The sequence below is a fragment of the Proteus sp. PR00224 genome (assembly GCF_016238105.1).
In the GTDB taxonomy this organism is placed as follows: Bacteria; Pseudomonadota; Gammaproteobacteria; order Enterobacterales; family Enterobacteriaceae; genus Proteus.
In genome coordinates, this window is record NZ_JAEHQU010000004.1 from 306,638 (window position 1) to 329,871 (window position 23,234).

Sequence of the window (23,234 nt, forward strand, 5' to 3'; positions counted from 1 at the left end):
GCAAGAATAAAGGCGCTGCGGGCTTATGCTTATAGCGCCTTCTTTTTTCAAAGTGTTACATAGATCAAAAAATGAAAGCAAATTAACAAAAAAATGAAATTTTAAGTGGTATAACGTGCGCCATATCTCATTTAAATGTAATCATGATGTTTATGATTGTTCCCGTATGTGATTAATATAAAAATTTAAAGGAAAAAGAATGCGTAAAGTCACGTTAGCTTTTAGTGCAATTGCTTTAGCGTTAAGCTTAAACGGCGCAGCAATGGCAAAAGTACATCTACCAGAAGTTGTTAGCCCAGGTGTTACTGTTGCACAACTTGCACAACAACAACCAATTCATTGGGTTTCTGTTGCTGATATTGAAAAAAGCCTTGCAGGTCAAGCGCCGATGGCGGTTGGTTTTGATATTGATGACACCGTTCTGTTCTCAAGCCCTGGTTTCTACCGTGGTAAACTAGAATACTCTCCAAACGATTTCAGCTACCTGAAAAACCCAGAATTCTGGAACAAAATGAATAATGAGTGGGATAAATTCAGTATGCCTAAACAAGTCGGTATCGATCTTGTTCAGATGCACCTAAAACGTGGGGATACTGTTTATTTCATTACTGGTCGTACTCAAACTAAAACTGAGACTGTGACCAAATATGTACAAGAAGGCTTAAACATTCCTGCTGATAAAATGCAGCCGGTTATTTTTGCTGGTGACCAACCTGGCGCAAATAACAAAGTAAGCTGGATGCGTGATCATAAACTGAAAATTTACTACGGTGATGCTGATGCTGATATCGCAGCAGCAGATGAACTGAATATCCGTGGTATTCGTATTCTGCGTGCGGCTAACTCTTCTTACCAACCACTGCCAAAAGCAGGCCAGTTTGGTGAAGAAGTTGTTATCAATTCAGAGTATTAATCTTTACCCTTTGTTTACCTTTATTTGTAAGGCGTAGGAAACTGCGCCTTTTTCTATTTTAAAATACCTTCCATTTAAATAATCTTATTTATCTATTCACAATTCTTTATTATTTCCTGAATGCTTATTTTCAATATGTCTATTTTTTGTTCTTTTATTGTATCTTTAATTTAAATTATATATTTGAATATAAAAGTAGCTAGATAGTCTTTTTTTGATTAAATAAAACCAAATTTCTATCAGGGGCTTACAAAACTTTAAAAATATTAGTTTATTCCTATAAAACTCTTTGCCTAGCTCATCTAATATTCTAGGATACCAAAATAATAATAAGGAATGAGGGTAGAGGATTTATGGCGCATCAACCAATTAAAAGAGCAATCGCATATTCAGTTGTTATAGGTACACTCCTTTCTGGTCATTATGCAATAGCCACAGAAACAGAGTCGGTGACTTTATCTACACCCGAAACAGAAAACGCAACATTGGTTCCTGTCACTAGTGAAGTTATGCCAGCACCTGCAATTGTAGTTATGAAGGTTCCACAATTGACTGAGTTAGCAGTAAGAACAAAACTACAATCATGGAGCTCAACGGGATATAAACCGTTATATTTAAATCAGTTAGTGAAAGTTTACCAAGCAAGTGATTTAGCATTGATCTGGCAAGATGAAAAAACAGTACAGCAATTACAGCAACAAATTGCTGAAGTGGCGATGTCGGGAACCCAACCTCAATTTGGGCAATGGTTAATACAACTAGAGTCGCCTGAATTAACAAAAGAAGCACGCGACCTTATTTTATCAGATGCTTTTTTAGGCTATATCAGTTTTGTTGAGCAAGTAAATAAATCAGGTATATCTTTACTGTATCGTGATGTGATGCAAACATTACCATCACCAACTGATAAGTCAGTCGTGGAATTACAGCAAAATATTCAAAATAACACCTTAGGTAGCTTTGTTATTTCTTATGCACCGTCTCATCCTTATTACGCCTTAATGAAAGAGGAAGTGCGAAAGCAGTTACATAGTTCAGTTGTTTGGCCAGAAATGAAAGGAACAACATCATTAAAGCCAAATCAATCATCACAAGAAGTTGTACCGCTGAGACAGATTTTACGTAATTTAAAATTAATTCCTGAGTTGGCAGCGAATGAGCAGGAAATTGTGACAACCGTTTATGATGCGCCTTTAGTTGCGGCTGTTAAATTATTTCAAACTGCTCATGGATTAGAGCCGGATGGTGTTATTGGGCGACAAACGCGAGTGAGGTTAAATATAACACCAGCACAGCGCGCTAGCATTATGGCATTAAATATTCAACGTCTTCGCCTGACGCCAGCCATTGGTGATACTGGAATTTGGGTTAATATTCCTGATTTCTCGCTCTATTTTTATGCCAATAACGAGCTTATTCTCGACTCAAAAGTCATTGTCGGTCGCCCAGATAGAAAAACACCGATTATGAGTAGTGCACTAAATAATGTTGTGGTTAACCCACCTTGGAATGTGCCAACAAGCATGACTCGTAAAGATATTGTGCCTAGAGGTAAAGCAGATCCTAGTTACTTTAGTCGTAAGGGATATACCATTTATTCAGGGTGGGGAAATGATGCTTATCCTATTAACCCTTACGATATTGATTGGCAAAATATGAGTGCTAATAACTTCCCTTACCGAATTTGGCAGGCTCCGGGACCAACAAACTCATTAGGCCGTTATAAATTTAATATGCCAAATTCAGATGCGATATATCTGCACGACACACCAAATCATTCACTGTTTTCAAAAAATATGAGGGCAATCAGTTCAGGCTGTATTCGTGTTAATAAAGCCTCTGAACTTGCTTCAATTTTATTGGGCGATGCGGGATGGAAACAAGATAGAATTGATGCGGCACTAAAACGTGGTTCAACACAATATGCGCCAATTCCTGAACGTATTCCGGTTTATTTATATTATCAAACAGCATGGGTGGCTCAGGAAAATGCACCTCAATATCGTGCAGATATTTATGGTTATGACAAAGCCACGACTAATGCACAACCTTATTTAGAGAATATTAAGAAATACTTGTGATATAAATAAATATAAATTGAATAAAGGGTAGCTAATTTGGCTATCCTTTATTTTTATATAAATCAATAAGATGAAATTATTCTCTTATGATTATTAATAGGGTAATTAAAAATATAATAAATTATAAAATATTTTTAAAATTTCCATTAAAAATAGAATGATAAAAATGGAATTTAGTATAAATAACTAAACTTATAAAATTACTAATGGCATTAAATTGAAATGAAGTGTTATTTACAATACTATACAAACTGTAAGAAACAATTCGAGAAAAATATTGTCATAATAAAGGTTCTTCTTCCTGAAATAATTTTTTGAGTGCATATACTATGGATATTATTGATTCACATCGCCGTAAATGGCTGGGGCTTGGTATGGCCGCAGTGGGGTTAGGGTTATTACCTTCTCATGCATTTGCTTCACTAGCGACACCTCGTCCAAAAATCCTTCGCTTTAATAATTTAAATACAGGTGAAACTATTAAAGCCGAGTTTTTTGATGGAAAACGTTATAATAAACATGAGCTTGCTAAACTAAATCATCTCTTTAGAGATTACCGTCAAAACAAAATAAAAACGATAGATCCTGCACTGTTTGACCAAATCTACTTATTGCAAGTAATGCTTAATAACAATAAACCCGTTGAGCTTATTTCAGGTTATCGTTCTTTAGTGACAAATAATAATCTACGTCATAGTAGTAGCGGAGTGGCAAAGAAGAGCTATCACACGCGTGGTCAAGCAATGGATTTTCGTTTAGTCGGCACTGATCTTTCTAAAGTGCGTCAAGTTGCATTAAGAATGAAAGCAGGTGGTGTAGGCTATTATCCAAAAAGTAATTTTGTACATATTGATACAGGGCCTGTCCGCTCATGGTAATCTATTGAGAATTAGATAATAAAGAGTGGAGTGATTCATGATGTATCACATTGTACCTGTGACAAACTATATGCAAAATTGCACCCTTATTTGGTGTGATGAAACGAAGGAAGCAGCAATTGTTGATCCCGGTGGTGATGTTGAAACGTTAATTGCAGAAATAGAAGAACGCCAATTAACATTGACCAAAGTATTATTAACACACGGACACTTTGATCATATTGCAGGCACCTCACAAATTGTTGAGCACTTCAATGTCCCTGTTTACGGTCCTCATAAAGATGATAATTTCTTATTAGAAGAATTAGAACAACAGTGCCGTATGTTTAATTTCCCTTGCGGAAAATCATTTACACCAGATAGTTGGTTAAATGAAGGTGATACCGTCACGATAGGTAAAACAATTTCGTTATCTGTCTTACATTGCCCTGGTCATACTCCAGGACATGTTATTTTTGTTAATCATCAGAATAAACTTATCTCTATGGGAGATGTGTTATTCAAAGAAAGCATTGGTCGTACTGATTTCCCTCGTGGAAACCATGCCGATCTTATTGCTTCAATCAAAAATAAAGTATTACCTTTAGGCGATGATTATCTGTTTATTCCGGGACATGGTCCTATGTCTAATTTAGGGCATGAACGCCAATATAATCCTTTTTTACAAGATGAAATGCCAATCTGGTAATACTGATAATATCCATTAATTGACGAAAAGCTCTTTATTATAAAGGGCTTTTTTTATGAATAAAAAAAGTGTGGTTTATCTTTCTTTTATATCAATAAAAATGCCATGTTATTTAATAACATGGCATTTATCTTAATTACACTTTAGAAGGCAATTAGAGTACAGCAACAATGGCTTCGCACAGTGGAACCATATTCTCAAGGGTTAAACCTGCAACGTTAATACGGCCTGAACCCACGATATAAATACCATATTCAGCACGTAAACGCTCAACTTGCTCTTTATTTAAACCACTAAATGAGAACATCCCATTTTGGTCAATAATAAAGCTAAAGTCTTGCTTGGCGCCTTTTTCTTGTAGCGTTGTTACTAACAATTGACGCATACGCTGAATACGTTCACGCATGGTTGTGAGTTCTTCAATCCACTCTTCTTTTAACTCTGGATTAGAAAGAATCGTCGTTACCACTGAAGCGCCGTGTGCTGGTGGGTTAGAGTAGTTTGCACGAATAATGGCTTTTGCTTGGCTAAAGGCTTTTTCCGCAGTCTCACTGTCTTTTGTGACAATAGTACATGCGCCTACACGCTCATTATAAAGGCCGAAATTTTTAGAGTACGAACTTGCGACAATAAGCTCAGGATTTTTTTCTGTAAAGAGGCGTAAGCCTTGGGCATCCTCTTCAAGACCACGCGCAAAACCTTGGTATGCAAAGTCAAAGACAGGTAGCCAGCCTTTTTCTGCTGATAATGCTGCGAGTTGGCGCCATTGTTCTTCTGTTGGATCAATACCGCTTGGGTTATGACAGCATCCGTGGAATAACACTACGTCGCCAGCCTGTGCATTTGCAAGGCTTGCCAGCATGCCTTCAAAATCTAACCCGCGATTTTCAGCATCATAATAATCATAATTACAGATCTCAAGACCTGCAGTTTGGAAAATATTATTATGGTTAGGCCAAGTTGGATTACTGATCCAGACACGTTTTGCTGTTGTTTGCTGAGCAATGAAATCAGCGGCGATACGTAAAGCGCCAGTACCACCCGGTGCTTGAGCTGTGCGTGCGCGCTTTTCAGAGATAATAGGATGTTGTTCACCAAACAGAAGTGCTTGGGTCACATTGCCAAATTCAGGGATACCGCTAATAGGAAGGTAGTTTTTAGTGGTTTCGTTTTCTAACAGGTATTTTTCTGCTTTCTTAACAGTGGTTAAAACAGGAGTTTTGCCTGTCTCATCCTTGTAAACACCAATTCCTAAATTAATTTTGTTTTCACGAGGATCAGAACGGAAACTATCAGCTAAACCCAGAATAGGATCGGCTGGTGCAGCAATGATTTTCTCAAACATAGTGTAATTGTTCCCTAAGCTCAAAACGAAGCCGAAATATGAGTATCAAGAGTAACGCTATGAGGCCTTTTTGCCAACTGTTTGTAGTGAAATTAACAAGAAGTTGTGAACTAAGTGAGAATAAATAGCAAATCAAGATGTAAATAAGTGAATATCCTGTGATTACATTAACATATAAAAATTATCACTAAAAACACCTAATTGTTTAGTATGATAAACTTTTTGATAATTTGAAAAATAAAGAAAAGGGGGGATATTTTTAAGCGAATAAATAAATGGCGTGTTGTGATGGTTAAATTGTATAAATAAAAAAGCAACACCGAAGTGTTGCTTTTCAAATCAATTAACTTGACTGTTTAATTACCTAAGCGGTAATTAGAACTGATAAGTCAGACCTAAACCAACTACGTTATCAGTTGCGATACCGTAAGTTTTAGTGAAGTCGTTGTCATCTAACAGGTTGATTTTGTAATCAACAACTGCAGTCATGTTTTTGTTAAATTTGTAGAATGAACCTACAGAGATATATTTAACTAAATCTTGGTCGTTGCCTTGAGCAGTATTTAAGTCTTTACCTTTAGATTGAACATAACCTAAAGATGGTTTCAGACCTAAATCAGCGAAGTCATACTGTGCAGTTAACTCGATATTTTGAGTTTTGTTAGCAATCAGTTTGTCTTTACCAAAGTAGTTCATGTTACGGCTTTCACCGTACATTGCTGCTAAGTAAACGTTGTTAGCTGCAAATTTACCACCAAAGTTCCATGCTTCAGCACGTTCGCCACCAGCTAGGCTTGCGTGTTGCTGTGGAGCTGTACGTGATGCATTAGAATAACCACCACCCAGAGTTACGCCCCAACCTAAGTTATACTCAGTTGAGAAACCGAAACCGTCACCATTTGATTTAGGATCAGCAGCGTATTCTGATGGGTTGTGTGGATTGTATTTACCACGAGCATTGTTGGTGTTTTCGTTGTTTTTACCTTGGAATTGCAGAGCAAATTTCAGGCCATCAACGTAACCGAACATATCAGTGTTACGGTAAGTCAGAACGTTAGAAGCACGACCAGTCATGTAAACGTCAGTTTGTGACATTGAGTCGCCGCCCCATAAAGGCAGAACGTCTGTCCATGCGTTAGTGTCGTAAATTACACCGTAGTTACGACCGTAGTCCAGTGAACCGTAGTCAGCGAATTTAAAACCAGCGTAAGCGAAACGAGTTTTCGCATTACCATCACTGCCTTCAGTGTTGTTAGTTTTAACTTCGTATTCGAAACGACCGAAACCAGTCAGATCTTTATTGATTTGAGTTTCGCCTTTGAAACCGATACGTGCACGAGAAGCGTCACCGCTTTCTTTGCTATCAGCATCTGCGAAGTAATGACGAACGTCAACTTTACCGTAGATGTCTACTTTGTTGCCGTCTTTGTTATACATTTCAGCTGCGTTTGCTGCACCAGCAAACATTAAAGCTGGGATTACCACTGCAAGAAGATTGCGCTTCATCATTATTATTACCCTCATTGGTGTTATTCAGACACCTTTGCCACTGCCAGAAATAGTTTCTTAATTTTTATGGAACTATTTATGAGAGTTAAGTGTCGTCTGTGTCGGGAGACAGTGTTCCATTGGTAAAAAATTTTATCTACCCCCAATTTGCTACAAAAACGAAAAAAGTGTAACAAATTGTAACTATGTATTTCAAAGTATGTATTTAGGGGAACTTTTGAATCAAATAACAGCCATGCATAAAAAAAGCCAACCTTGTGGTTGGCTTCTTCACTTAAGTTAAACTTGTGCAATAAAACAGCAGTGCAAATTTTTAGCTGAATACTAATTAATCACTAAATTAGAAATCAGCATTTCTTGGTGTACGTGGGAATGGAATAACTTCACGAACGTTTGCGACACCCGTCACATAAGCAACTAAACGTTCAAAGCCTAAACCAAATCCTGAGTGAGGTACGGTGCCATAACGACGCAGGTCGCGATACCACCAGTAGTCTTCTTTGCTCATTCCCATTTCGTCTAAACGTTTATCAAACATATCTAAACGCTCTTCACGTTGAGAACCACCGATGATTTCACCAATTCCTGGCGCTAACACGTCCATTGCTGCAACTGTTTTACCATCTTCATTCATGCGCATATAGAATGCTTTGATATCTTTCGGATAGTTTTTCACAACAACAGGCGCTTTAAAGTGTTTCTCTGCAAGATAGCGCTCATGCTCAGAAGAGAGATCAACACCCCAGTAAACTGGGTTTTCAAATTTCTCACCACAGTTTTCAAGCACAGTGACCGCATCGGTATAGTCAATTTGAGCAAAATCAGAGGTAATAAAGTTCTCTAAGCGTGTGATAGCGTCTTTATCGACACGTTGTGCAAAGAACTCCATATCATCTTTACGCTCTGCTAATACAGCTGCAAAGGTGTATTTCAGCATTTTTTCAGCAAGGGCTGCAATATCGTTAAGATCAGCAAATGCTACTTCAGGCTCTACCATCCAGAATTCAGCGAGGTGACGACTGGTATTTGAGTTTTCAGCACGGAATGTTGGGCCGAAGGTGTACACTTTGCTTAATGCAGAGGCGTAAGTTTCACCATTTAGCTGACCAGAAACAGTTAAAAACGCTTCACGGCCAAAAAAGTCTTCACTGAAATCGACTTCGCCTTTATCTGTGCGTGGCAGGTTGTTCATATCTAATGTAGAGACGCGGAACATTTCACCTGCACCTTCTGTATCTGCCGCCGTAATCAGTGGCGTAGAAACCCAGAAGAAGCCTTGTTCATCGAAGAAACGATGTAGTGCTTGTGCTAATGTGTGACGAACACGAGCAACCGCACCAATTAAGTTAGTACGAGGACGAAGGTGAGCAACTTCACGTAGGTACTCAATACTATGACGTTTGGCGGCCATCGGATAAGTTTCCGGATCATCGACCATTCCTACCACAACAACATGAGTGGCTTGAATTTCAAAGTTCTGTCCCTGGCCCGGAGATTCAACAATTTTACCGGTGACTTCCACAGAACAGCCTGTGGTTAAGTGCAGCACTTCATCTTGATAATTCGGTAAATTATTATTAATGATGGCCTGTACTGGATTAAAGCAGGAACCGTCATAGACGGTAAGGAATGAGATACCAGCTTTTGAATCTCTTCTTGTACGTACCCAACCGCGAACGGTGACGTCTTCGCCAACCGTGATACGGCCTTGCAGTACGTCGACTACAGGCGCAACGATCATAAATAAATCTCTCTTCGTTTAATTAAAATAATTGTTTGGTTAATTCACTCTGCCCCTGTCGGACAGTTTTTCTATGTTACTTGCAATAGCGCAGGAAACAAGTAGGAAATTTTAGTTTAAAGAGTCAATAAAGAAGAGAAAAGCTTTTGTATAAAATAAATTGATAAAAATAGGTGAAATATTGATAAAGGCAGGTGTTATGACAAAAGAAAGGGCAATTATTACCCTTTCTTTTATTAATGAAGATTTTTAGCTAATTAACAGGCCTGTTTAACAAGAGGAACGTCAAAGGCTTTGCGTAGCTTGTCAACAAAGTCATTATCGTCACAAATTGTTTTACCTGGGCTATCTGATAATTTAGCCACTGGCTTACCATTACACTCCACCAGCTTAATCACAATATTAAGAGGCGTTATTTCAGGTATGTTACAAGTGAGTCGAGTACCAATACCAAAGATTAGACGAATACGCTTATGGAAATGCTTATAAAGTACGAGTGCTTTTTGAAAATCGAGGCTATCAGAAAAGACTAATACTTTATTCATGGGATCAATGCCCAATTTTTCATAATGCGCGATCGCTTTTTCACCCCATTCAATCGGATCGCCTGAGTCATGACGTAAACCTTGGTAGCTTTCTGCAAAGGCTTTATCAAAATCACGCAAAAACGCATCCATTGTAATGCAATCTGTTAATGCAATACCTAATTGATCTGGATATTCATCTAACCAAGATTGCAAGGCTGCACGTTGGCTATTTGCTAGTTCAGGGCTAATCTGCTGATGAGCTTGAAACCACTCGTGAGCTTGTGTTCCCACAGGAGCTAAATGCATACGCTCAGCTAAATGATAGTTACTTGTACCAATAAGATAAGGGAAATGATTTTTCAGCTCATCCACAATCGCACACTGCACATCATAAGAGAAACGGCGGCGAGTACCAAAATCCATTAATTTAAAATCAGCTAAGTCAATCTGTTGTTCAGCCGCATCACGGTAGAAGATGTCAATTAATTTACGTAGTTGATTAACTGCATCATCAGGCGTGATTTGAGGAGAACGAGCACGATGTACAATTTCACTCACTAAAGCCAACAAAGGAACTTCCCATAGAATAACTTCGCGCCAAGACCCCGTTATTCTTATCGACAGTTGGTTTTCAGGTATTGTTGAAATTTGGACTTGTTCTGGTTTAAAGCGAAAATGCTTAAACCATTGCAGATAGTCATTTTTGAAAAAGGGGAGGCTCTGAAGATAGTCAAATTCTTCATTCGTTAATGACAAGTCTGCCATCATATTAACTTGATGGCGTAAGGTTGTTGCATATTCACCTAGACGTTCATCACTCCGACAGCGGAACTCAGCAACGACAGGAATATCACTATAATGGTGGTAAACCGCTTGTTGCATGTGGAGCTTATATGCATCGGTATCCAACAGTGATGTAATAATCGGTGTAGCGTCTAAAATCATAGCGCGTCAAGCATCCTCACGGAGCGTTTTTATGTCTGCTAAATCGTTAAGGTTGGAGAGTATACCCGAATATGACGACAAAGCGTCACTATTCAACAATATTTCTCTGCGACATAAAAACAAGCTGTAAAACTTAGATGAGTTTACCACGTTAAACATAATTTGGGAGTATATTAGCATCATTTACCAAATAAATTGATTACATGTATTAATAAACTATTAACATTCTGTTGACTTTTAATGGTTTCAATTGAATATTCGACTGGCTAAACAGATTTTTGACGAGTAAGCTTTGGCAATATAACCGTTAAATAGTCGTGTTAACTAAAAGGTTTTTTCTATGACACAACAAAGAATCGCGAAATTTCGCAAAGATTATCGTGCCCCTGACTACACAATCACCGATTTACATCTTGATTTTATCTTAGACAAAGAAAACACCCAGGTTACAGCGATAAGCCAATGTAAACGCTTAAACTCAGATGCGACAGCATTAGTGTTAGATGGTGAAGATTTAACATTAAAATCAATCGCAGTGAATGATGTTGCTTGGACACACTATAAAGAAGAAAACGGCAAACTCATCATTGAACAACTGCCCGAACAATTTACATTAAAAATTGTTAATGAGATTAACCCATCAGCTAATACCGCATTGGAAGGGTTGTATGTTTCTGGTGATGCATTATGTACACAGTGTGAAGCTGAAGGCTTCCGCCATATTACTTACTATTTAGATAGACCTGATGTATTAGCTCGTTACACCACAACAATCACGGCAGACAAAAAACAGTATCCTTATTTGTTGTCCAATGGTAACCGTATTGCACAAGGTGAACTGGATGATGGTCGTCATTGGGTAACATGGGAAGATCCACATCCAAAACCAAGTTATTTATTTGCTGTGGTAGCGGGTGATTTTGATGTGTTACGAGATACTTTTATCACCAAAAGCGGTCGTGAAGTTGCTTTAGAGCTTTTTGTTGATAAAGGTAATTTAGATCGTGCAGATTGGGCAATGACATCATTGAAAAATGCGATGGCATGGGATCAAGCTCGCTTTAATTTAGAATATGATCTCGACATCTATATGATAGTTGCTGTTGATTTCTTTAATATGGGGGCAATGGAGAATAAAGGGCTGAATGTCTTTAACTCTAAATATGTGCTAGCGAAAAGTGAAACGGCAACTGACAAAGATTACTTAGGTATTGAGTCTGTTATTGGGCATGAATATTTCCATAACTGGACAGGTAACCGTATTACTTGCCGTGATTGGTTCCAGTTAAGCTTGAAAGAAGGTTTAACCGTTTTCCGTGATCAAGAATTTAGCTCTGACTTAGGCTCTCGTTCTGTTAATCGTATCAATAATGTACGCGTGATGCGTACCGCTCAGTTTGCAGAAGATGCAAGCCCAATGGCGCACCCAATTCGTCCTGATAGTGTGATCGAAATGAACAACTTCTATACTTTAACAGTATATGAAAAAGGTTCAGAAGTGATCCGAATGATCCACACTTTATTAGGCGAAGAGCAATTCCAAGCTGGCATGCAGATGTATATTCATCGTCACGATGGCAGTGCTGCAACTTGCGACGATTTTATTCAAGCAATGGAAGATGCTTCTAATGTTGATCTTACTTTATTCCGTCGTTGGTATAGCCAATCAGGTACACCACAACTGACAGTTCGTGATAGTTATAATGCTAATAAAAAGCAATACACTTTAACTGTTAGTCAAATGACGCCACCGACAGCCGATCAAACTGAAAAGCAGCCATTACATATTCCATTAGATATTGAATTATATGATACCAAAGGCGATGTGATCCCTCTGCGTTCACAAGGTCAAACTATTTCTAATGTATTGAATGTGGTACGTGAAGAGCAGCAGTTTGTCTTTGACGATGTGCCAGAACAACCAATCCCATCTTTATTACGTGAGTTCTCTGCGCCTGTAAAACTTGATTATCCATTTACGGATGAGCAACTCTCTTTCTTAATGAAATATGCACGTAATGCATTTTCACGTTGGGATGCTGCTCAAGCATTATTGGGTCGCTATATAAAAGAAAACGTGGCTCGAGTTCAAAAGGGTGAAATCTGCATTCTGCCTGAAATGGTGGTTGATGCTTTCCGTGCTGTATTACTTGATAAAGATATCGATCCTGCATTAGCTGCACTTATTCTGACATTACCAACAGATGTCGAAGCGGGTGAATCATTTAGTATTATTGATCCAGTTGCTATCCATAAAGCGCTTGGTTTTATTCGTAAAACATTAGCAACTGAAATGGCAGATGAGTTCTCTGCTGTTTATCATTCAATGCATATCGGTGCTTATCGTGTTAATCATGATGATATTGCAAAACGTGATTTACGTAATGTGTGTCTAGCTTATTTAGCAGTTGAAAATGAGCAAACAGGTAATCAACTTGTCGACGCGCAATATCACAACAGTGACAATATGACGGATGCACTTGCCGCATTGAATGCAGCAGTGATGGCACAGTTACCTTGTAAAGATGCATTGCTACAAGAGTTCGATGACAGATGGCATCAAGATGGTTTAGTGATGGACAAATGGTTTAGTTTACAAGCCATGAGCCCAGAAAAAGGGGTGTTACAGAAAGTACGTAGTCTGTTATCTCATCGCTCATTTACACTTGCAAACCCTAATCGTACTCGGGCGTTAATTGGTGCATTTGTGAATAATAACCCTGTGGCATTCCATGCTGAAGATGGCTCTGGTTATTTATTATTGACAGAAATTCTGACTGACTTAAATAGTCGCAACCCACAAGTTGCTTCACGCCTTATTGAGCCGTTTATTCGTTTAAAACGTTATGATGCAACTCGCCAAGATAAAATGCGTGCTGAGTTATTAAAACTGAAAGCGCTTGAGAATTTGTCTGGCGATTTATATGAGAAAATCACCAAAGCATTAGCTGATTAATATCATGTCTTATATCACTTTATGAGTGAAGAAATAGTATAAAATTAGCAAGATAATCAGATCCCCAGCATAGTCTGGGGATTTTTTATGGCGAATTGTGAAATTGAAACGTTTACTTTTCATGCTTTTATCTATATGATGCTCGACGCTTAAATTGTCGTAGACATATCATTCCTAATACCCGATATTCTCAATGGAGATCGTATGTATTATTCCTTAGTAAGGAAGGCATTGTTTCGGCTAGATCCTGAACGTGCCCATGATTTTACCTTCCGTCAGTTAAAACGTTTATCTCATTCCCCATTTCAATTTCTTATTCAGCAGTCACTTCCTTCTAAACCTGTTTCCTGTATGGGACTCTCATTTAAAAATCCACTTGGTCTTGCCGCCGGTCTTGATAAAAACGGTGATTGTATAGATGCACTGGGTGCAATGGGATTTGGTTTTATTGAAGTTGGCACGGTGACACCACGTCCTCAAGTGGGAAATGATAAACCTCGTTTATTCCGCTTAGTGGAAGCCGAAGGCTTAATTAACCGTATGGGATTTAATAATCTCGGTGTTGATAACCTAATTGAAAATGTAAAACAATCCCGTTATGGTGGTGTACTGGGCATTAATATCGGTAAAAATAAAGATACCCCAGTAGAGCAAGGTAAAGATGACTATCTGATTTGTATGGAAAAAGTCTATGCTCATGCTGGTTATATCGCAATTAATATCTCATCACCAAATACCCCAGGTTTGCGTACATTACAATATGGTGAAGCATTAGACGATCTGCTATCAGCAATTAAAAATAAACAATTAGAGTTGCAAGGAAAATATCAAAAATATGTTCCTGTTGCAGTTAAAATTGCGCCTGATTTAACACATGAAGAATTAATTCAAGTTGCAGATAGCTTAGTGCGTCATCATATTGATGGTGTTATTGCGACAAATACCACATTAGATAAATCATTAGTGAGTGGATTAAATCATTGTAATGAAGCGGGTGGATTAAGTGGTCGTCCGGTACAATCAAAAAGTACACAAATAATCCGTCAATTAAATGAAGAATTAAAAGGTGCATTACCTATTATTGGTGTAGGTGGAATTGATTCACTAACGGCAGCTAGAGAAAAAATGGATGCTGGTGCTTCTCTAATTCAAGTCTATTCAGGATTCATTTATCAAGGTCCTGCACTTATCAAATCTATAATTAATCATATCTAAATACATTTAATAATGAGTTAGGGGCTTTTCTTCTGCCCCTAACTCGTTTATATTGCCCCTAGTTGGTTATTTTTTATTAAATTGCACTGATTGTGCTTAATTAATAGTAAAATGAATCCTGTTTTTGTTAGGTGATATTAAATATTTTATTTAGGTCATTTAATTTTGATTGTTTATCAGAGTATAAAACAGGGAATGAATCGAAGGGGGATTAATTAGTGATAATAAAACCCGATGATCGCTGGCGTTGGTATTTTGATGTTGAGCAACAAAAATTAATGCTTGATTTAGCAAATGGTATGGTTTTTCGTTCCCGCTTTTCAAGCAAAATGTTGAGTGAGAGTGCTCGACAATCAGCATCTTTTACCGTCGATGATGCAGCTCTTTATTATGGATACGATGAGCAAATTCGACAAATAGATATGCCATCAGAATCAAGAGCTGAATTAGCTTTAAATGCATTAATAGCCCATCGCTTTTTAAAGCCGCTGATGCCTAAGAGTTGGTATTTTGAAGTTAACAATAATCAAATCAACCCTTATTTATCTCAAGTGGTAGAAGCCTCATTAAAAGAAGAAGGCGAAACCGCTCTTTTTTTAGTGACTGAAGTGGGGGCTCAAGCTTGTTTATGTTTATTAGCTCAACCTCAGTTAACATTATTTGATAGAACTCTTAATTTTTGTGACCCAATAAAAATTATGAATGATAGGTTAAGCAATTACCATAAAGAGTCAGAGTCAGGATCATTTTTGTACGAAAAAGTTATTTAACAAAAAGAGTAAAAAGGACTTACTCTTTTTATCGTCACTCATTATTTATAACATTCTAAAAACAAATTCACCCCAAACAATACTCCCTAAAATCAAATCTTCATTACTCTCTTTCTGTAATCTTTTTCTAAAAAATAAAATGAGTTTATTGATAATTCATTATTGAGTTCTTAATAAGATAATTCTTATTAAATAAACTGTTTTATTTAAAATAAAAAATGAGGTAAGGGAAAATTATCTTCTTTATGTCAAATGTGAGCTATAGATCAGGAGGTTTATAACACTTGTATCAAAAAACAGAATAGTCAAATAATGGTGTGTTGGTCATATTAGATCACTATCGTCATTGTATGATTGAATATAAAAAGGAATTTATATGAGTGAACGTGTCAAACCGATCGAGGTAATGAAGCGTAATATTTGCCCTGTATGTGCAAAAATAGATTGCATCTTTTTAACAAAAGATAAGCATTGTAAAGAGATGATGGATGCTTTCAGGGAAGGTGATATAACCAAAGCGATAAAAATTTATTCTCAGCGTTATCTACAGTATGCAGGGATGATGAGTGGTAGTTTAAAGAAAGCGGTTGGATCATATGATTCTATTGTTCAAATGTTAACTTCGGCACCTAAGCAGCAAATCAGTATTTCTGCTGAGTTAAATACAGCAATAACATCTGCTCAATCTACGTTAATCCCAGGAAAGAGTATCAATAAAGCTAATTTAGCCCCAGTGGCTATTTTTACTCCAGTGGTAACAACGGCAAATGCAACGGTTGCATCAGAAACGTTGGGGGCTATTTTAGGTCGTGCATTAGGTTTAGGTGCAGGCCTCATGCTGTATTCTCCTCCAGTTGGAGTAGGGAGTGATAGATACCCTTCGATGATTTATCAAGAATTTCCCCAAAATAAAGAAACTGCGCTTACTGCGGCAGGTCAGAGATTAAATATTCCTAAAGAAGCGCAATTAAGAGATATTGCAAAGCAAAAAGGGATAATTAATACCTCGGCTACTGTTATTGAACAGGTAGTTAATGGAACAAAACAAATTGAGTTAGTGAAAACGAATGTACCAGTTAAAACTCGAGTAGTTGAAGCGAGAAAAACTGTTGAGAAAGGTATTTTTGCTTATACTTTACCAAATGAGAAACAAGAAAGAATTGTTCAGATTGGTAGTGCGGAGATCTTAACGGGTACTGAATTACCTCAGCCAGAAAGACATAGATATCTACTTGGTAAGGTATATGATATTCCTAGGTTTAATAACTTACCTTTAGATGCCCCCACTTTTTTTACAGAAAGTGAGAAAGAACAGTCTTCGCTGAAAGAGCCTATAATTTTGGTGTTTCCATGGGAATTGGGAATAAAACCAATTTATTTATCGACAGGGAAAAAAGATAAACCCCGCCAAGGCGTAAAAGAGCGTGGTCATAGTTATCATCCAGCACCAAAAACTGAAGATATTAAAGGATTGGGTATCCTTAAGCCTGTCTAAGGTAAAACACCTAAACAAGGTGGAGCAGGCAAACGTAATCGCTGGAAAGGTGATAAAGGGCGAAGGATCTATGAGTGGGATTCACAGCATGGTGAGCTGGAAGGATATCGCGCTAGTGATGGACAGCATATTGGGGCATTTGATCCAAAAACGGGTAATCAGTTAAAACCAGCAGATCCTAAACGCAATATCAAAAAATTTCTATAAGGTAGATAAGATTATGGGATTGAAATTACATACTCAGTGGTTTGATAAAAAAACAGAAGAAATTATAGGCGAGGAATACTCAAAAGATTTTGGTGATGATGATTTTTTGATTGATGAAACAATTGATCCGAAAGATGAAAATATCATTAATAATGGGGTTTTTGATTTACATGAAGATTGGGTTAAAGCTATTCAAAAGCATGTTACACATAAAATTGAATTGAATAAGTATATTTACCAAATTTCTTTCGATTACCGTGATAAATGGTAATGAACAAGCGCATATAATATTCACTTACATCATTTTGAAAGTCTCTTAACGGAGACTTTTTTTTGCACTGGAGATATCATAGAAAAATCAGTTGGTTAATAAACTAACTTGCTCATTCCCAATAAATTTTTTTCATTACCTTTGTACTTAATAAGGTGATGCAGTTCTGGAAAATCATAATACTGCCAATGCAATGGTATCGAGGGTGCATCAATAAACTCAGTTATATATGATTGGGGTAAAATTAATCAATTTAATATTTACTGATAACGATATATATCATACATAACTGTGTTTATATTGAGTTCTTTATTTCATTTTTTTGTTTATATCTATTTGATTTTTATTATCTTTAAGTGAAAGTTTCACATTACCTTTAGGAATGCAACTACAGGCTAAAATCTTACCTGAGCGTTTAATTGCTCCGGCTTTTAATGCATTAACATCGCCTTCATCTAATTGGATAACACAAGAGCCACAAAGGCCAGCTCGGCAACTATAAGGAATAGCATAACCATTATTTTCAAGCTGTTCTAACAGGACTTCTTGGTTATTACCCTCAAAAATTTCACCGTTAAATTCAATGCTGACAGTTTGCTCTTGTGCGTGTTCAACAATAGGTGTTGATTGTGTTTCAACAGGTGCCGTTACAAGATATTGTTTCGCTTCTTTATAAGCTAATACCTCAACAGTATCTCCCACACGAATTATGCCAGTTTGACGAATGATGACATTTTGACCAAAATCGACATCACCTGTTTCATCGCTACGGAATGTTTGCAGTGTTGCGAGTGGTTCTGTGTTAGGATGTTTAACACCTTTATCTATACTTATAGTGGTCATGATGCAACGGCTACAAGGTTTCATCAGGTCCATCACAACAGAGCCAACACGAATAGTCTGCCAAGTATCTTCTTCAAAAGGCTTTGCACCTGTTATGAGGATATTACCTCGAAATTGCTCAATATTAATTGAAGCGGGGCAACGCTGTTGTAAGTATTGAAATGAGGCTTCATTAATTAATAAGTAAGGGTAACCATCAGCGAAAGAAACAGCGGTTTCTGGATTCTTTTTCACTCGGCGTGTCGATTTTTCGCCAGTCCAACGAAGTTGAACATCCATTTTTAAATAACGACTGAACCACTGATTTATTTCATCTGGAGCCACATACGCGGTAAAATGGTTGCCCCAAACTTCTGTCGGTTGCAATGTGGTTTCAAAATCTTGATAGGTGATAGCAATGCCTTCACCATCAGGAGCTTGAATATAAATACCATTTGCCATGACTGTGGGAATAAAACACAGCAAAACGGGAAATTTTCGTGCCGTGATAAAAGTCCCTTCAGGGGTGGTTATCATAAAATCGCGATCAAACGTGAATCCGCTCTCACGAGCAAATGCATGAGAAAGTCGAATTCCCTTCATTGATTTAACTGGGTGTATATAAAGGCGTGAAACGTTGATCATCAGTGCTCCCAAAAAGACATTATTATTTTTTATAGCCAGTAACTTTATGACAACGTAATACAATTAGCTATAATGCCCAACAATTTTATTTTAGGTGGTAACAATATTATGCGCTCTCTGTTTGCCAGCACAGGCCGAGGTCTGGAAGAACTATTAAAATCTGAACTTGAACACTTAGGTGCTCAGGCTTGCCAGATAACACAAGGCGGTGTTTATTTCCGTGCTGATGATAAAACCATGTATCAGTCTTTACTTTGGAGCCGTTTAGCGTCGCGTATTATGTTGCCGTTAAATGAATTCAATGTTTATAGTGATCTAGACTTATATCTTGGTGTGCAGGCAATTGATTGGAGTGAGATTTTTACTGTTGATCAGACTTTTGCTATTCATTTTAATGGCACGAATGACATTATTCGTAATAGCCAATATGGCGCATTAAAAGCGAAAGATGCCATCGTTGACTCATTCCAACGTAAAATAGGGCAACGTCCAGATGTCGCTAAACAATCTCCTGATATCCGCTTAACTATCCATCTTCATAAAGAAAAAGCCTCGCTATCTTTAGACTTAAGTGGCGATGGTTTACATCAACGTGGTTATCGTGATTTAACAGGTCAAGCGCCTTTAAAAGAAAATTTAGCTGCTGCAATTATTATGCGTTCAGGTTGGAAAACTGACACACCATTAATCGATCCAATGTGTGGCTCTGGTACATTATTAATTGAAGCAGCTATGATGGCGACTGATTGTGCGCCAGCATTAAATCGAGTGCATTGGGGATTCCGTCATTGGTTAGGCCACGATGAAGCGCTATGGAAAGAAGTGACTCATGAAGCTTTTGCCCGTTTCCGTGAAGGCAAAAAGAATACAACAGCGCGTTTTTATGGCTTTGATGTTGATAAACGTGTGTTGGATATGGCGAGAGCCAATGCCCGCAGAGCGGATGTGGCTGAACTGATTACATTTGCTCACGGTGATGCAGCTAAACTGACAAACCCTGTTTCAACAGAAATAAAAGGGACAATTATCAGCAATCCACCTTATGGTGAGCGTTTAGAAAGTGAGCCTGCATTAATTGCACTGCATAGCCAATTAGGAAGAGCGATAAAAGCACACTTCCCAGGTTGGAGATTGTCACTATTTAGTGCATCACCTGAACTGTTAAGTTGCATTCAATTACGTGCTGAACGAGAGTTCAAAGCAAAAAATGGTCCTCTTGATTGTGTACAAAAGAACTATTTACTTTCTGATACACCATCCACGATTAACACTGGACTTGCGGAAGATTTTGCAAACCGTTTACGTAAAAATGAGAAAAAACTCGCGAAATGGGCAAAACAACAGCAAATTGAATGTTATCGCTTATACGATGCTGATTTACCTGAATATAATGTTGCTGTAGACCGTTACGGCGATAAAGTGGTTATTCAAGAGTATGCACCACCTAAAACAGTTAATGAACACAAAGCCCGCCAGCGTTTATTTGATGTAATTAGCGCAACAATGGAAGTACTGGCATTACGTTCTGATCAACTGATTTTAAAAACACGCCAACGCCAAAAAGGTAAGCAGCAGTATGAAAAAATGGCCGAAAAAGGTGATTTCTTCTTAGTTGACGAGTTTGGTGCAAAATTCTGGGTAAATCTAACCGATTACCTCGATACAGGATTGTTCTTAGATCACCGTATTGCACGAAAAATGCTGGGTGAAATGAGTAATGGAAAAGACTTCTTAAATCTTTTTGCTTATACCGGTACGGCTTCTGTTCATGCAGGAATTGGTGGTGCAAAAAGCACAACAACCGTTGATATGTCCCGTACTTATCTTGAATGGGCTGAGAAAAACTTCCAAGCGAATGGCTTATCAGGTAGACAACACCGTTTAATGCAAGCAGATTGCATTCAATGGTTAATGCAGAGCAACGAACAATTTGATGTGATCTTTATCGATCCGCCTACGTTTTCTAACTCAAAACGAATGGAAAATACCTTTGATGTACAGCGTGATCACATTGAACTAATGAAACATTTAAAACGTTTGTTGAGAAAAGGCGGAACAATTATGTTCTCAAATAATAAACGTGGATTCAAAATGGAACATGACGAGTTAGCAAAAATTGGGTTGTGTGCAAAAGAGATAACACAGAAAACATTATCACAAGACTTTGCACGTAACCGTCAAATTCACAATTGCTGGCTGTTAACTCATGCTGGTGAGGAATAATTTACAATGCCGTTAATTAGTTTGACTGGGGCTTACTTATCTTTCAGTGATGCCCCACTATTAGATAGCACCGATTTATTTATTGAAGAAAATGAACGCGTTTGTTTAGTTGGGCGCAATGGTGCGGGTAAATCAACACTATTAAGAGTGTTATCTAAAGAGCAACCTTTAGATGATGGTCAAGTTGTTTATGAGCAAGATCTTGTAACTGCTCGCTTACAGCAAGATCCCCCAAGAGATATTGAAGGCACTATTTTTGACTTTGTTGCAGAAGGCGTTGAAGAAGATGCTAAATATCTAACGGATTATCACCATATTTCTAAACTGATTGAGACAGATCCTTCTGATAAAAATCTCAATAAAATGGCAGAGCTACAAGAAGTACTTGATAGTCGTAACTTGTGGTTGCTTGATAGCCGAATTGCAGAAGTACTAGAAAAACTCGGTTTAGAGGGTGAAGCAGAGCTTTCTTCTTTATCAGGTGGTTGGTTAAGAAAAGCAGCATTAGGGCGCGCACTAGTCAGCGCACCAAGAGTACTATTTTTAGATGAACCAACAAACCACCTTGATATTGAAACGATCCTTTGGCTTGAGAAATTCTTAAAAGATTTCCAAGGAAGTATCGTGTTTATTTCCCATGACCGTTCATTTATCCGTAATATGGCAACGCGTATTATCGATCTTGATCGTGGAAAACTTTCTTCATGGCCGGGAAATTACGATAAGTATCTTGAAAGCAAAGAAGAAGCATTGCGTGTTGAAGAGCAACAAAACGCAGAGTTTGATCGCAAATTAGCGCAAGAAGAAGCGTGGATACGCCAAGGCATTAAAGCACGACGCACTCGTAACGAAGGTCGTGTAAGAGCATTAAAAGCACTGCGTGTTGAGCGTAGCGAACGCCGTGAAGTGTTAGGCAGTGCTCGTATGCAGGTCGAAGAAGCAACTCGCTCTGGTAAAATTGTATTTGAACTTGAAGATGTTAATTACAGCATTGGAATGCGTAAATTAGTTCGTGACTTTTCTGCCAAAGTACAACGTGGTGATAAAATTGCGCTGGTGGGGCCAAATGGTTGCGGTAAAACCACTTTATTGAAACTCATGTTAGGCGATTTAAAAGCAGACAGCGGACGAGTTCATTGTGGTACTAAGCTTGAAGTCGCTTACTTTGATCAGCACCGTGCGACACTTGATCCTGATAAAACAGTCATGGATAACCTTGCAGAAGGTAAGCAAGAGGTGATGGTAAATGGCCGTCCTCGCCATGTACTTGGTTATTTGCAAGATTTCTTATTCCCACCTAAACGTGCGATGACTCCTGTTCGCGCACTTTCAGGGGGTGAGAGAAACCGTCTATTATTGGCACGTTTATTCTTAAAACCTAGTAATTTACTTATTCTCGATGAGCCAACCAATGATCTCGATGTTGAAACATTGGAATTACTAGAAGAGCTCGTTGATGCTTACCAAGGCACTGTTTTACTGGTTAGCCATGACCGTGAATTTGTTGATAATAGTGTTACTGAGTGTTGGATCTTTGAAGGTGATGGTGTTATTAACAGTTACGTTGGTGGATATTACGATGCTCAGCAACAACGAGCACAGTCGGTTTCACTAAAGAGTGAGACAAATAAATCACGCAACGCACCAGAAAAAGCTGAAAAAGAAGCAAAAGTAAAAGATAGCTCTAAAAAGAACACTCGTACTAATAAGTTAAGTTATCATTTGACACGAGAGCTTGAGCAACTTCCCGCTAAATTAGAAAGCTTAGAAACGCAGTTAAGTGAATTACAAGAAGAAGTAAGTGGGGCGGATTTCTTTACTCGTCCTCATGAAGAGACAGAAAAAGTCTTAAAGGCGCTTGCTGACAAAGAACAAGAACTTGAAACGGCTTTTGACAGATGGCAAGAGCTAGAATTGATGCAAAACGGCGAATAGCCAACCGAAAACGGGGCATCACGCCCCGTTTTACTTTCTGGATTAAATATTCTTTTATTGATTATTCT

15 protein-coding genes and 1 pseudogene are annotated in these 23,234 nt (G+C 37.9%); 11 read left to right on the top strand and 5 right to left on the bottom strand.

All coding sequences use genetic code 11. From position 1 onward, the window contains the following. Nucleotides 1-199 precede the first annotated feature (199 nt). From aphA to JEP71_RS09970, 4 genes are all read left to right on the top strand, one after another. Nucleotides 200-913 carry an acid phosphatase AphA gene (aphA, locus tag JEP71_RS09955; protein ID WP_109373533.1) on the top strand — a complete coding sequence of 238 codons (714 nt, stop codon included), beginning with the start codon at nt 200-202 and terminating at the stop codon, nt 911-913. 353 nt (nt 914-1,266) lie between these two features. Beyond that, on the top strand, nt 1,267-2,994 hold the full coding sequence (gene ldtD, locus JEP71_RS09960) for a L,D-transpeptidase (RefSeq protein ID WP_198626170.1): 1,728 nt from the start codon (nt 1,267-1,269) through the stop codon (nt 2,992-2,994). A 329-nt stretch (nt 2,995-3,323) separates the two neighbouring features. Beyond that, complete coding sequence (locus JEP71_RS09965) at nt 3,324-3,872, top strand: DUF882 domain-containing protein (protein ID WP_198620510.1); 549 nt, start codon at nt 3,324-3,326, stop codon at nt 3,870-3,872. A 37-nt stretch (nt 3,873-3,909) separates the two neighbouring features. Further along, nucleotides 3,910-4,560, top strand: coding sequence for an MBL fold metallo-hydrolase (locus tag JEP71_RS09970; RefSeq protein ID WP_196533060.1), 651 nt, complete (start codon nt 3,910-3,912; stop codon nt 4,558-4,560). Nucleotides 4,561-4,714: 154 nt separating this feature from the next. Here JEP71_RS09970 and JEP71_RS09975 read toward each other — a convergent pair whose 3' ends face one another. From JEP71_RS09975 to pncB, 4 genes are all read right to left on the bottom strand, one after another. Beyond that, a complete protein-coding gene (locus JEP71_RS09975; RefSeq protein ID WP_198620511.1) occupies nt 4,715-5,905 on the bottom strand; it encodes an amino acid aminotransferase in 1,191 nt (396 codons plus the stop codon). Nucleotides 5,906-6,280: 375 nt separating this feature from the next. Then, nucleotides 6,281-7,414 (bottom strand): porin, encoded by a 1,134-nt coding sequence (locus JEP71_RS09980; RefSeq protein WP_269812637.1) that lies wholly within the window; start codon nt 7,412-7,414, stop codon nt 6,281-6,283. Nucleotides 7,415-7,754: 340 nt separating this feature from the next. Next, entirely contained in the window at nt 7,755-9,155 is a 1,401-nt protein-coding gene (asnS, locus tag JEP71_RS09985) for an asparagine--tRNA ligase (protein WP_198626171.1), read from the bottom strand. A gap of 257 nt (nt 9,156-9,412) precedes the next feature. Next, the gene (gene pncB, locus JEP71_RS09990; RefSeq protein WP_198626172.1) at nt 9,413-10,627 is read right to left on the bottom strand and encodes a nicotinate phosphoribosyltransferase; all 1,215 of its coding nucleotides are present in this window, start codon (nt 10,625-10,627) and stop codon (nt 9,413-9,415) included. Between the two features lie 340 nt (nt 10,628-10,967). Here pncB and pepN point away from each other — a divergent pair, with 340 nt between their 5' ends. From pepN to JEP71_RS10015, 5 genes and pseudogenes are all read left to right on the top strand, one after another. Beyond that, on the top strand, nt 10,968-13,583 hold the full coding sequence (gene pepN, locus JEP71_RS09995; protein ID WP_198626173.1) for an aminopeptidase N: 2,616 nt from the start codon (nt 10,968-10,970) through the stop codon (nt 13,581-13,583). A 204-nt stretch (nt 13,584-13,787) separates the two neighbouring features. Next, a complete protein-coding gene (pyrD, locus tag JEP71_RS10000; protein WP_099074980.1) occupies nt 13,788-14,798 on the top strand; it encodes a quinone-dependent dihydroorotate dehydrogenase in 1,011 nt (336 codons plus the stop codon). 218 nt (nt 14,799-15,016) lie between these two features. Beyond that, nucleotides 15,017-15,568 carry a cell division protein ZapC gene (locus JEP71_RS10005; RefSeq protein WP_109373541.1) on the top strand — a complete coding sequence of 184 codons (552 nt, stop codon included), beginning with the start codon at nt 15,017-15,019 and terminating at the stop codon, nt 15,566-15,568. Nucleotides 15,569-16,958: 1,390 nt separating this feature from the next. Next, nucleotides 16,959-17,270: pseudogene (locus tag JEP71_RS17540) on the top strand (colicin E3/pyocin S6 family cytotoxin); the annotation flags it as partial. Between the two features lie 13 nt (nt 17,271-17,283). Continuing rightward, on the top strand, nt 17,284-17,541 hold the full coding sequence (locus JEP71_RS10015; RefSeq protein ID WP_160230123.1) for a colicin E3-like toxin immunity protein: 258 nt from the start codon (nt 17,284-17,286) through the stop codon (nt 17,539-17,541). A 309-nt stretch (nt 17,542-17,850) separates the two neighbouring features. Here the strand turns inward: JEP71_RS10015 and JEP71_RS10020 are convergent, their stop codons facing one another. Beyond that, nucleotides 17,851-19,008, bottom strand: a complete 1,158-nt coding sequence (locus tag JEP71_RS10020; protein WP_198620514.1) for a YcbX family protein — start codon at nt 19,006-19,008, stop codon at nt 17,851-17,853. A 108-nt stretch (nt 19,009-19,116) separates the two neighbouring features. Here JEP71_RS10020 and rlmKL point away from each other — a divergent pair, with 108 nt between their 5' ends. Beyond that, nucleotides 19,117-21,231 carry a bifunctional 23S rRNA (guanine(2069)-N(7))-methyltransferase RlmK/23S rRNA (guanine(2445)-N(2))-methyltransferase RlmL gene (gene rlmKL / locus JEP71_RS10025; RefSeq protein WP_198620515.1) on the top strand — a complete coding sequence of 705 codons (2,115 nt, stop codon included), beginning with the start codon at nt 19,117-19,119 and terminating at the stop codon, nt 21,229-21,231. 6 nt (nt 21,232-21,237) lie between these two features. Further along, complete coding sequence (locus JEP71_RS10030) at nt 21,238-23,166, top strand: ABC transporter ATP-binding protein (protein WP_198620516.1); 1,929 nt, start codon at nt 21,238-21,240, stop codon at nt 23,164-23,166. The last annotated feature ends 68 nt before the right edge of the window (nt 23,167-23,234 follow it).